This window comes from Calderihabitans maritimus, from assembly GCF_002207765.1.
Taxonomy (GTDB): domain Bacteria; phylum Bacillota; class KKC1; order Calderihabitantales; family Calderihabitantaceae; genus Calderihabitans; species Calderihabitans maritimus.
Genome location: NZ_BDGJ01000164.1, coordinates 19,162 through 31,314, shown reverse-complemented (window position 1 = coordinate 31,314; position 12,153 = coordinate 19,162). Strand labels below are relative to the sequence as shown.

Sequence of the window (12,153 nt, the reverse complement as noted above, 5' to 3'; positions counted from 1 at the left end):
CTACCTTCGATAGCCCCAGACCTGTACCCGTTGGTTTCCGCGGTCGGCCACATAGATTTTACCGTCCTCACCGACGGCCAACCCTATGGGATAAATGAACTGTGTTTCCTCCTCACCGTATCCACCGAAGGAAAACAGTTCTTTCCCTTCCGGGTCAAAAACTCTAATGGTACTGTTGATGGAATCAGCTATCAGCACCCTTTGCAAATTGTCAATAGCGATGCCTCGGAGCAGACCGAAACTCACCGGGCTGTTCTCTCCACCGATCATAAACAGGAAATTACCTTCTTTATCAAAAACTTGAATGCGATTGTTCCCGGCATCAGCTACCCATAACCGCCCTTGGTCATCAATTGCCACACTCTGTGGGTACCGGAGCTCTCCTCCACCGCTGCCCGGCCTACCTATCCTTCGCACCAGTTTTCCCTGTCCGTCCACAACTACAATCTGATGTCCCCAGAGGTCACTAATGTATATCACATCACCTTTCACCGTCAGTCCACCAGGCCTGATAAGGCCCAGGTCGTTCCCGCCGGATACGAGCGTTTTAAGGAAATGGCCCTTACGAGAATATATGGATACCCGCTCATTTGCCGGGTCAGACACCAGCAGTTCCCCCTCCGGGGTAAAAGCCAGCCCGTAGGGGTAGTTCAACTGGCCCGGTTCGGTTCCCGGTTTGCCAAATGCCATCACCGGCCTGCCGCCGGGACTAAATACTTTTATCTGGTGACTGCCGGCATCCGCTACATAAACGTATCCCCGCTCATCCAACGCAACTCCCACCGGCTTCTCCAGCCCGTTACCATATATTCCGTAAAGCAACTCCGGTTTATCGGCAAGCTTAACAGGTCGAACGGTTTCTTCTTTGCGGTTCTCCCCTCGCAGACCTGTCGTAAGGGCAACCGCTATTAGAACCAATAACATTCCTCTTGCCATTATCCACCGCCTTTTCACCGCTATCATCCTACCACCTTTCAAAGATAGAGCCGGTTCAATCCCTGAAGCAAGACCTCCAAACAAAGTGAAGCTCCTGCTTCAGGGATTGTACGCGGGCCATAAATACGTGCTATAGCTATAACGCGCCGATTTAGTAGTATAATTATGAAAAATAGCATCATTTTCCACTTGTTATTGAACGGGAGGGGGGCATAGCCCCCTTCCCTTAGGGCCACCGTATGTAAGCGGTGGTTTACTTTTACTTGTTATGACAGCTCTCGCATACGCCCCGGTTGTTCTGCCGCAGCAGGGTACTCGAATTGCTGGTGCCGCCGAAGTTGCTCACCCGGTCAAAGGTGACTATGTTGGTTGCTGCCGTACCATGAGCGTAATGGCAGGTAAGACAGGTTAATTGCTGGTTTACGCCGTCGAACTGCAAGGGCAATGTCGCGCTGGGCTGCGACAGATAACCCGTGGTCCAGCTGGCCGCATTGGTCCCCGGATAGGTTGCCGGGTCAACTCCCACGGCGTGTCTGGTATGGGTAGAGTAAGTACCGGCCGCAGTGTCCCCCGATCCGGTGCCCACGTTAAAGTCAGTGTGGCAACTGCCGCAGAAAGCGTTAATACCTGCTTCATATTTAATGGCCTCATCCTTCAGTTCAGTCGTTGGGTCAACGGTAATGGTTACCGTCGTGGCACTGATCAACTGACGGCTGTTGCTGGTACCATGAGGGTCATGGCAGTTGGAGCAGGAAAACTCCGTAAAACCATTACCCGTCGTGCTGTCGCCACCAGGGGCGAAGATTTCGCCCGTCCCCTTAACGTCATGGGAGGACGTGGTAGCGACAACGCCGGTCAAGTCAGCCGCGGGTTCACCGCCTGTTAATACGTTGTCAAACCCACCGCCAGAAGCAGCCCAGTATCCACCAGCACCTGCATTAGCCGAAGGATCATAAATGACTCCGTTAATGACATCATACTTGCTGGAACCAGTATCACTGTGACAGGCGGTACAGGTTTCATAAACAGCGTTATAGCTCCCTGACAGAGTGAACTTGATTAAGTTCGCGGCATTACCGGCGTGGGTGCTATGACACTGACCGCAGGCATCGGTATCGGCGGAATAATTACCGTGGGGACCGTTGGTAGCCGCCAGTGCGCTGCCTGCACCCAGAGCCAGCAAGAAAACCAGCGAGAGGACAACTAAAATGCTCAGCCGTTTCACCTTTTCACCTCCTTTCCAGAATAACTACGGGGTTTTATGGCACCCCAAACTTCAATACCCGAATACCGAAACCCGGTGGTTACCCATCTCTACCACGTAAATCCGGCCGTTGCTGTCGATGAAAATACCGTTAGGTAGACCCAATTGACCGTGCTCGGCGCCGGGGGAACCAAACTGAAAGAGAGCTTTGCCGTCCTTACCGAAAACAACAACCTTATTGGTCAAATTCATTACCGCGTAAATGTTGCCCCGCTGGTCCAAGGCGACCCCCCGGACCGTAGTAAGTTTGCCCATTTGCCCTTCTTCTCCCCCCAAGGTCTTCAAGTATCGGCCGTCCGGTCCGAAGACCTGGATGCGGTTGTTACCGGAATCAGCCACGTAAATGTTGCCCTCGTCGTCTACCGCCAGTCCATGGGGGGCCCTAAACTCGCCCGCACCCACTCCTGCCTCACCGATTTCTAATTGTAAGTTCCCCTTCAGATCAAATACTAGAACTCGGTCAGATTTAATCAGAGATACATAAATTTTGCCACCTTTAACCTGCAGGTCTCCTACCGGAGCGATTGCATACTTGTCCCGGGGATGAAACTGCTTCCCTTCTTTCTTGGGCTCGAAGTAACCTTCGAACTTTCCATCCCTGTTAAAGATAACAATCCGGCTTGCCGCAGCATCACTCACGTAAACCCTGCTCCCGCTAACGGCAACTCCGTATGGTGTCTTCAGATAGTCCTCCCCAAACGCATTCACCAGCTTACCGTTATAGTCAAAAACCAGAATTCGGTGATTTCGGGAATCCGTTACGTAGATTTTGCCCCCGGCCACGGCTGCATCCAGGGGTTTTTCCAGTAATACATTCTTTTCGGCATCGCCGTAGAACGCAAACCTGAACTCCGGCGGATTATTTTCTTCCACCACCGGAGGGACTATGGCTCTGACTTTCTCTATAGGGTCCTCTTTCGTCAGGTAAAACACCCCGAAGGTAATGGTACCGGCCAGGGCGATCACTAAGATAATAATGACCAGCGTTGTAACCCTCACGTTCTATCCTCCTCCGAATCTTATGGCTAGTCTGCCTCCAGCTTCTTGAGTGCCTCGTTGGCCCCCTGGTGTTTGGGATCAAACTTCAGCGCCTGCTCGTAATTTTCCCTGGCCTTTTCTATTTGGCCCATTTTTTCGTAGGTTTGTCCAATATAATAGTAGGCATCACTGGAGGTGGGAAACAGCTTAAGTACTGTATTAAATTCTTCCAGCGCTTTGTCATACTCCTCCATAAGCAGGTAGAGGTTGCCCAGGCTGGCATGTCCGGATATAAATTTAGGGTTGTCTCTTACTACCTCTTCCAGCAACGTTTTCGCTGTATCAAATTCCTTTAATTCGGCTTTAAGAAGAGCCAAATTATACTTGGCGCTTAACCGACCAGGGTCCAGCTTGAGCGCATTAGCAAATTCCTTCTCCGCCGACTCGTAGTCACCCATGCGAAAGTATACATAGCCCAGATCCACCCGGTAAGCAGGATTCTCCGGCTCCCGTTGCACATTGGCCACCGCCACCTGAAGGTCATGCTCCAGCTTGGTCATCCTTTCCTGCTGGTTCCAGAAAAACTGTCTCCCTATAAACATGCCTGAACCAATGATAATGACAATAACCAGAACAATTATACCGGCAGCTGCCCAGACACTTATCTTTTTATCCTTCGCCAAGCTCTCTTTTGTTTCAACCATTGCCAATCTCCCACCGTCATTGATAATATGAATGAAATGAATTAACTTTCTTTAAATTTGCCAAACTAATTATACCGGATAACCTCAAACATTCCTGCTTAAATCCGTTCACCATAAACACAAGAGAACCCCGCTCTTCGTACCATTATTCACAAAAACGTCACAAAATTACCGCCTATCGTAGATTAAAGGAATATTGTCAGGACAACTGTCTCCTTATTCGAAGCTTGTATTCGGATAAGATGTCCTGAACGCGTGGGTTCCATTGGGCATAATTACATCAAGGTTCTTCATTTCCTGATGACAGACCAGGCAGGTTTGAACTGCCGCACCTTTAAACTGCCGCCCTTCAGAGTTCAGCCCATGAGAGCTGTGACAGCTGGCACAGGACATTAAATTCCCCGTACGGCCATGATCGCTGTTATCGAATTCTTCATACTCGCCGGATTTAGGCAGCTTCTGCCCGTCTGTCCTGCTCTGACTTACTCCGTCCGGATTTAACAGAGTCCCGTATGGCGTACTAACATAGTCATCAAGGTTATCACCGGGCTGGTAGCCATACGGGTCATCGGGATTGCTGGTATGGCACTGGCCACACACCTGCGCTGAGTAAATGACGCCAATATTGGCCGGATTAGTAATATTTTCGCCGCTGGGATTCTTTATATGATTGCTCCCCGGGCCATGACAGGCTTCACAGGTCACGCCCAGGTCGGTGACTTGCTCTATCTCATACTGGGCGTTGCGTCCGCTAACATGACACCGCATACAGTCCCTTTCAAAATCGGTGATGCTCAGATCACTGGCGACTACCGTTTGCGTTCCTGCATCCCACATTCCCACAACTTCAATCTTGCTGCCATCATCCTGAAGCAAGTATCTCCCCGCCAGCAGGTAATCTACAGCGCCACCGTATGCTTCCTCTATTACTGTGGGTACCTGGTCAGTTAAGGTGCTGGCATGTTTAGTCTTATTAAACCCTTTTGCATGTTCCCTATGACAGCCGATACACTTTTTCATGCCTACATAAGCAGCCGTATCCTGGGTGAAAACACCATCCTGTATGCTTCCTCCACTTCCGAGTACAGCTTGTCCGGAATTGCGATTGTAACCGGCATTTTGCGCCCCTTTCTGATGGCAGGCCTCGCAGGTACCCATGTTAGGCATCCGCTTAAGGGCGGAAGAACCGGACAGTTCAACCAGCAAAGAATCGTCCCATTTTTCCGACAGTTGGCTGTTACTGCCAAGGGTCATAACCCAATAGTTTTGGCTGGTCCCGTGAGCCAGGTGGCAGGTAAGGCAGAAAACAGTATTTTCTCCTTCAAACTTGAGACCTTCCGGTAAAATTTCCGTCTGCATTCCAACCTGGTGCCGGTAAGCCTCGGAATATAATCCCGTCAGTTCATGACCTGATCCCACATATTGCCCAGCATTCTTACCCTCGGTCCGGTAAAGCTTATCCACAGCTGTATTGTAGTCCGTATGACAGGCACCACAGAATTCGTTAATCCCACTTATGTAGCGGACTGTCTCGGAACCGGTCAAATAATTGTCAATGTCCATTTTTACCCTCAGAGAGGCAGTAAAATACGCCTTGACTTCCGCGTTTGGACCGGGGTCACTGTAAAATTCAATATACGTATGGCCCATTCTGCTATTAAGCAGGTAATCTATCCCCTCTTCCTGCAGTTCACCGTTAACATAAATTTTATATTCATAAGGATACCCGGTCAGCCAGCTATAGGGCTCCCTCTCCCTGACGACCGTATTACCCTGAATGCCGCCGTAATTGGTCAAGACTTCGGTAGTAGACCCTTCAGTAAATGCAGTTGCCCCTGGATAGACGGCATACGCTACACCGCCCGAAATTTTGGGGTTGGGGACCTGTCCGACTCTGGTAGCCAGAACACCCTCAAACCGGTTGTTCTTTGTAGCAGACCAGTTCGGATCAGGATTTAAGAGACGGGCATTGCCTCCGCTTCCGTGGGGATTATGGCAGCTTTCACAGCCGAAAATAGCGTCCCACCTGACTGTTCGTGGATTACCGGGGTCGGCAAGTTCGGGTATGCTGGAACCACCGGGTGCCGCGGCGATAGTTACAGCACCACTCACCGTATGGCGGGAAAGAGATTCTTCATGGCCAAACCCAAACATACCACCGCTTAGAGGTTTGTAGGTGATCCCGCCCAGTTTGGGACTCCCGTCCCACTGATTGTTATACCAATCATTGGCAGCCCAGTAGAGGTTTTCGTCCATGGTATCGTTTGGGTCCTCTGCCGGGAAGTATGTTCCATCCGATTTTACTAATTGATCCACATAATACTCAAAATGGTCGTGTTTCGTTTCCGGTTCGGTAACCTGCCACTCCGGAGGCTGGGTTGCATTATATTCCTCGATAAAGGCCATATACTCTTCAAAAGTAGTGTACTGCGCTTGCTCCTGTTGGACTTTAATTGTACCCTTGACAACATTATATGTAGTTGATACCGTTCCATCGTGACAGGCCATACAGGTATCATAGATATTAAACCACTGCAGCAACGAAGGCCCTACGGCGGTGTGAGTGGCATGACATGAAGCACAGGCATCAGTATCATTGGTGTACTGGCTGTGAATACGGTAATTTTGCGGGGCACTCTCATTAGGCAGATAAATTTCAAAGGGGTAGTTGGTAATATCATCAGCCGAAAAGGCATTCGCTGGGGGACTACCGTCCAGGAGCAACCATTCCAACGGTGGTGCGTAATAGCGTTCATAGACGGCCCCGCCCACTGGATTGCCCTCGACATCCAGAATGCTGCTGTATTTTGCCTGTTCAGCATAAGCCGGAACTGAAACGAGAAAGACAGAAATTAGGATAGTACCGGCCAATAAAAAGGCTTTTTGCAGCAACATTTTCACCTCTAATTTTTATTTCTAGCCACAAACTATATTTCTAGCAAAATTTCAATATTCCTTCTAAAAAAATCAAGTTCTTATAAAAATTTCAATTAGTGCCCTCATTTAACAAAAAAGGAAACATTTTCTTCAGTCAACATGCGGTTCTGCCGCGTCTGAAAATATTACCGCTTATTTACTATGGCATGCCTGACAAACACCGCGATTCGAGCGCCTTAACAGGGTAGAAGAAGCGCTGACTCTTGACCCGTTATAATTATCCGCCCTGTCAAAAAGAATTTCATTTTTTACAGCAGTACTATGGGCATAATGACAGGTCATACAGGAGACTTTCCCGCTTTCTAGAGGAAGCCCGTGGTCGGGATTGTAACCGGGGTAGCCGGCGGGGTCCATTCCCACCCGGTGACGCTTAAAGCTGGTATAGATTCCGCTATCATGATCACCCGCTCCGGCTTCCGTTACCCTGAAGTCGGTATGGCAGGAACCGCAGAATTCGTTAAAACCATTTAAATAAATGACGCTTTCGTCTTTCAGTTCATTATTAACTATCAAAGTAGCAGAAACTCCTGTAACCCCGTTAATGTCATCCCTTAAAATCCTGGAATTGTTTGTCCTGCCGTGAGGATCGTGACAGTTATCACATGAAAAATCAGTAAAAGCGCCTGCCAGGGAAGTATTACCTCCTGGAGCGTAGAGGTCACCGGTCCCCTTCACATCGTGGACCGAAGTAACATCAGTAAGATTACCGTTTAAAGAGGATACGTTTTCCCTGACCAGCCACTTGGAAAACCCGCCTCCCTCCGTCCGGTAGTAGGCACCGTTTCCTCCGTTCCCGTTAGGGTCGTATATGACTCCATTTATAACATCATACCTGCTCTGGCCCCTGCTGTTATGACAGTATACACAGGTATTATAAATATCATTGGTAGAGCCAAATCGCCGGTCGTAATAACCCTTCTGGGCATAACTCCAAATAGTATGGCAGTTCCGACAAACTTCTTCATTCACGTAAGGGTCATGGGGCCCTCGGGTTGACGCTGAAGCCCTTCCTATATACAGAAAGTTAAATAGAAGTACCATTAACAGTCCTACTGTCAAGCCAGACAGCAACAATTTTAATCCGTGAACAATTTTTTTCATCTCCATCATCCTCAAAATTATTTAAGAATAATCCTGCATGAATCACCTGATTCTAAAAACAGAAACCCGATTGTTACCCGTTTCAGTAATATAAATTCGTCCTTTCGAGTCTATAAAGATTCCATTGGGTAGGCCGAGGTACCCATCATCTGCCCCCTGTTCACCAAAGCGATAGAGCTCTCTTCCTTGAGGATTACACACTACAACCTTAGCCAGCAGCCCTAATACTCCATAAAGATTACCCTGCCTGTCAAAAGCAATGCCTCGGACAGTGGTAAGTTTACCCGTCTCATCTTCCTTTCCACCAATAGTCTTTTGGTAATAGCCATTTTCGTCAAAAACAACAATTCTATTATTACCGGCATCTGCCACATAAAGATTATTGTACCTATCTATGGCTAAACCATGAGGATATTTCAGTTGCCCAGGCCCCGTCCCCTCGCTGCCAATTTCCTGGAGAAGCCGGCCTTCCAGATCAAATACCAGCACCTTCATAGCCATGATAACACTGACATATAAGCGCCCGTCATGGATTAATAAATCTCCTACCGGGCCCAAAACCTCCCTGCCAGGCGTATGGAAATATCCTAAAAACTCGCCCTCGGTGCCAAAAATGAAAATCTTTCCGCTGTTAGTATCGGCTACGAATAGCTTTTTATCATAGACCTGCAAGCCGTAAGGAGAGGACAATATCCCTTCCCCAATAGCCCGTCGAAATTTACCGTTGTAATCAAAGACTAAAACTCGCCCGTTATTTGAATCAGATATGTAAATAAAGCCATCATCTACCGTTACATCCATCGGATAATTTATTAGAGACTTAGAAACAATGTCCCCGTAGATGGCATATTCAAAAGTGGGCTGTTTAACTGTCGGAGAACCGAGACTGACTACATACCGGCCCACCTTTGCTGCCTGTCTCGCAGGATTTTCCCTCTCTAGACCATAGTTCCCCCAGGCGATAAGTCCTTTCAGACCGAGGAAAAAGGATGTCATACCAACCAGAAACAAAGCAAATAGGGCTAATAATTCCTTTTTCATAAAACCCCCTTTAAATTTAACTGGCAGAATATATTTTTTTAAGAAGCTATTTCCAATCTTTTATTTGTTTTTCTTATATATATTTATTATATTTATTTATAAAATTTTAAGCAATATGAATCTTAATAAAAAAATAAAAAAATCTTATTACCGAGAAGTCATGCTATTTCCTGACCTGGAAAATAAAAAAAACGTACCGGTCCGTACCGGCACGCTTTGTCGAACCTATTTTTTATGGCAATCCTGGCAGACACCACGGTAATCTCTCCTGAGCAGGTAATTAACCAAGTCATCGCCACCATCATTGTAGGTATCTCCTGTATCTTCGGTCGCACTCTGGCTCCCGTGTGCCAGATGGCAGGTCAAGCAAGTTATCTTATCGCGGTTATCGCCACTGGTACCTTCCAGCGGGAGCGTAGTAGTCAGCTCTCCGCGCTCATAATACTTCGGTGCAACTCCTACGGGGTGCATGTACTTGCCCAAGTATCTTTCGGTGTAGGCATCCGTTTTCGGATTTGAACCCGACCCACTGCCTGCGTACAAATCCCGGTGACAGCCCATACAGAACTCACTCATTCCGCTTACATAATTAACCCTTTCCTGTCCCCCGGCCTCGTCGGTATAAGCGTAAGCCCTCACGCTTACGTTATTGTTGTCCGGAGTAATTACGGTCAGCATGCGATAGTTGGGCGACCCGTGGGCATCATGGCAACTGGCACAGCCCAGGGATTCCTGCCATTCATCTCCCGTACCTAGCGGATTGCCTCCCGGCGCATTATATACCTCGGCGCCTATACTATGCCGTGAATATACGTGAGTGGTAACTCCCATCACAACGTCCCCGAAAGGTCCGGCAGGCGACGCAAGCGGATCCCCGTAGGGCCCCATATCCACTGTACCGTTAAGAATATCGTACTTGCTGCCGGTCCCGTCGTGGCAGGAAAGACAGGAGTCATTGGTGGTTTCAACTCTTAATAGGTTGGGCCCCAGGGCAGTGTGAGTCTTGTGACAGTTGGAACATAGATTGGTATCATCCAGATAGTACGCGTGAGCGTGCTGGTTGGGCGGGTAAGCCACTGCTTCATTGCTGGAATTCGTTGCCGTTCGGTCCTGAGGATAATTCATAACTTCACTTGTGGTCACTACAAAGTAATAATTATGGTAACCTAATATACCGTTCTTCACGGAATAGGAGAACATATTGCTACCGATATAAATGTTTTGCCATACGCTTCCATCGGTACTCATCCATACTTTATAGGTCTCTCCTGAACTTCCTTTCCAGGAAAGATCCACCCAATTTTCGGACTTCGGAATTGCTCTCAACTCTTGAGGAGCCGCTTCAGCCCATAAGCTCAAGGATAGCAAGAAAAGTAAGCTTATGAACAATGCAATTAACGCCCGTTTCCACATAAGACTACCCCCGTCCGTCTATACAATCCCGCATGTTCTCTAATAACTGAAAACGGCCACTCGACCATTTTCTCTATCCGCAATATAAATCCTGCCTTCTCGAACCGCAATTCCGTTAGGGAAATTCAATTCCCCTTCATTAAGTCCCCGGCTTCCTAATTCAAAAAGCTTCTTAAATTCCTTGTCCAAGATTAACACTTTGTGGCCAAAATTATCCACCACAAATACCCGACCCCGCTGGTCAACGGCTATCCCCCTGGGGTAAGCTACTGCGAGCTGAGAAGCAGTCAATACTTTTAGCAGCTTACCATTCCTATCAAAAACCTGCACCCTCTTATTGCCGCTGTCACTGACAATAATGTTGCCTTCCGGGTCAACAGCAATACCGTTGGGGTAAGAGAGATATCCTTTCAAAGAACCTGGCTTGCCAAATCTGCTCACCAAACGACCCTCCGGCGTAAGAACCAGAACCTCACCGGTACGATTGGCCACATAGAGAAGCTTGTCCCGGCCAAAGCTTAAACTTAAAGGCTGTATAACTGTACCAACCTTCTTCCCATCAATAACTTTCACCAGTTTTCCTTCGCGGTTGAACACCTGAATACGGCCCCTCTTAAATTCGCCAACATATATCAAACCTTCCGGTCCAACGGCAATAGCGTTAGGCATTTCAAACCGGCCAAAACTGTATAAATAGTAACCATTAGGGTTGTATACCTGTATATCACCTTTACCGGAATTAGTTATATAGATCTTACCTTCTCCGTCCACTGCCACGTCCAGGGGACGGACCAGATTGTTTTCTCCGATATTGACCAGAAACTTTGGGGTTTCAGTTTTATTGACCGCTACAGTCTCAACTACTTCTCTAATAATTAAAGGAGTTTTATTAAGCAGGTAATAATACACAAACACTACACCCAGGGATACGGTTAACAAAAATGAGGCTACAACCAAGTGCCACAGCCTGATTTTTACCTTTATCATGCTTGTTTTCAGGATCACCTCTTTTTCACCGTAGTTACCTCCTGCAATGCCTCTCTCGCCTCCGAATATTTCGGGTCATACCGTAGAGCTTCTCGGAATTCTTTTTCCGCCTCCGTCCACACCTCCTGCGCTTTGTACACCATACCCAGGTAGTAATGTCCATCGGCCGAAGTGCGGTTAATCCCCAGGAGATGCCGTAAAGCACTTTCAGCCTCCTGGTACCTCCTCTCGGCCAGGTAAATCTTCCCCAAAGCCAACCACGCCAGCTCGTGGCGCGGCTGTTTTTCCACCAGCGCCTTTAAATCCTGTTCCGCGAGGGGGTACATTCCCTTGGCCATATAAGCTACAGCCCGCCCGTAACGGGCAGAACTATGCCCGGGGTCTACCTCCAGCGCCCTGTAGAAGCTTCCCAACGCCTGATCAACTTTTCCCTGCTGATAGTACGCCCACCCCAGCCGGAAGTGAGCATCGGCATCCCCGGGATTAAGAGCAGCCAAAGTACGATATTTCAAAATCTCCCGGTCCAACCGGGACTCGGGGGGAAACTGGTCCCAGAACATGGCATACCCGATAAAAGTACCTATAGCAACCCATATCAGCGTCAGCACCACCAAAAAAACGATTGCGCTAGTCAGGCTGACTTCTTTACGCCAGTTAAGCGGAAATGCCATAATCTATTTCCTCTCCCGCAAAAACAGGGTTCAGCTAACTTTATTCTCCCTGCTACTTGTTCTACTTTCGTCAAAATTATTCCTGTTGAGGTAGAGAGTATTCACAAAAATGTTACAAATT

The 12,153-nt window shown here is 48.2% G+C and carries 10 protein-coding genes; all 10 read right to left on the bottom strand.

Annotated features, from left to right (window positions below; translation table 11 throughout):
- The 10 genes from KKC1_RS12030 to KKC1_RS11985 all read right to left on the bottom strand — a co-directional run bounded on the left by KKC1_RS12030 (position 1) and on the right by KKC1_RS11985 (position 12,032).
- Entirely contained in the window at positions 1-1,020 is a 1,020-nt protein-coding gene (locus KKC1_RS12030) for a 6-bladed beta-propeller (RefSeq protein ID WP_088554688.1), read from the bottom strand.
- Positions 1,021-1,195: 175 nt separating this feature from the next.
- Positions 1,196-2,161, bottom strand: coding sequence for a cytochrome c3 family protein (locus tag KKC1_RS12025; protein ID WP_088554687.1), 966 nt, complete (start codon positions 2,159-2,161; stop codon positions 1,196-1,198).
- 51 nt (positions 2,162-2,212) lie between these two features.
- The gene (locus KKC1_RS12020; protein WP_088554686.1) at positions 2,213-3,199 is read right to left on the bottom strand and encodes a 6-bladed beta-propeller; all 987 of its coding nucleotides are present in this window, start codon (positions 3,197-3,199) and stop codon (positions 2,213-2,215) included.
- Between the two features lie 26 nt (positions 3,200-3,225).
- Complete coding sequence (locus KKC1_RS12015; RefSeq protein WP_088554685.1) at positions 3,226-3,882, bottom strand: tetratricopeptide repeat protein; 657 nt, start codon at positions 3,880-3,882, stop codon at positions 3,226-3,228.
- A 216-nt stretch (positions 3,883-4,098) separates the two neighbouring features.
- A complete protein-coding gene (locus KKC1_RS12010; RefSeq protein ID WP_088554684.1) occupies positions 4,099-6,777 on the bottom strand; it encodes a cytochrome c3 family protein in 2,679 nt (892 codons plus the stop codon).
- A 174-nt stretch (positions 6,778-6,951) separates the two neighbouring features.
- Complete coding sequence (locus KKC1_RS12005) at positions 6,952-7,920, bottom strand: cytochrome c3 family protein (protein WP_088554683.1); 969 nt, start codon at positions 7,918-7,920, stop codon at positions 6,952-6,954.
- Positions 7,921-7,962: 42 nt separating this feature from the next.
- Entirely contained in the window at positions 7,963-8,961 is a 999-nt protein-coding gene (locus KKC1_RS12000) for a 6-bladed beta-propeller (RefSeq protein ID WP_088554682.1), read from the bottom strand.
- 225 nt (positions 8,962-9,186) lie between these two features.
- Entirely contained in the window at positions 9,187-10,374 is a 1,188-nt protein-coding gene (locus KKC1_RS11995; protein ID WP_088554681.1) for a cytochrome c3 family protein, read from the bottom strand.
- Positions 10,375-10,413: 39 nt separating this feature from the next.
- A complete protein-coding gene (locus KKC1_RS11990) occupies positions 10,414-11,361 on the bottom strand; it encodes an NHL repeat-containing protein (protein WP_143288750.1) in 948 nt (315 codons plus the stop codon).
- A gap of 14 nt (positions 11,362-11,375) precedes the next feature.
- A complete protein-coding gene (locus tag KKC1_RS11985; protein ID WP_088554679.1) occupies positions 11,376-12,032 on the bottom strand; it encodes a tetratricopeptide repeat protein in 657 nt (218 codons plus the stop codon).
- Positions 12,033-12,153 lie beyond the last annotated feature (121 nt).

Bases quoted from the DNA above. Each gene is read 5' to 3' on its own strand.
- KKC1_RS12015 (WP_088554685.1), bottom strand. From the start codon at position 3,882: ATGGTTGAAACAAAAGAGAGCTTGGCGAAGGATAAAAAGATAAGTGTC.
- KKC1_RS12010 (WP_088554684.1), bottom strand. From the start codon at position 6,777: ATGTTGCTGCAAAAAGCCTTTTTATTGGCCGGTACTATCCTAATTTCT.
- KKC1_RS12005 (WP_088554683.1), bottom strand. From the start codon at position 7,920: ATGAAAAAAATTGTTCACGGATTAAAATTGTTGCTGTCTGGCTTGACA.
- KKC1_RS12000 (WP_088554682.1), bottom strand. From the start codon at position 8,961: ATGAAAAAGGAATTATTAGCCCTATTTGCTTTGTTTCTGGTTGGTATG.
- KKC1_RS11995 (WP_088554681.1), bottom strand. From the start codon at position 10,374: ATGTGGAAACGGGCGTTAATTGCATTGTTCATAAGCTTACTTTTCTTG.
- KKC1_RS11990 (WP_143288750.1), bottom strand. From the start codon at position 11,361: ATGATAAAGGTAAAAATCAGGCTGTGGCACTTGGTTGTAGCCTCATTT.
- KKC1_RS11985 (WP_088554679.1), bottom strand. From the start codon at position 12,032: ATGGCATTTCCGCTTAACTGGCGTAAAGAAGTCAGCCTGACTAGCGCA.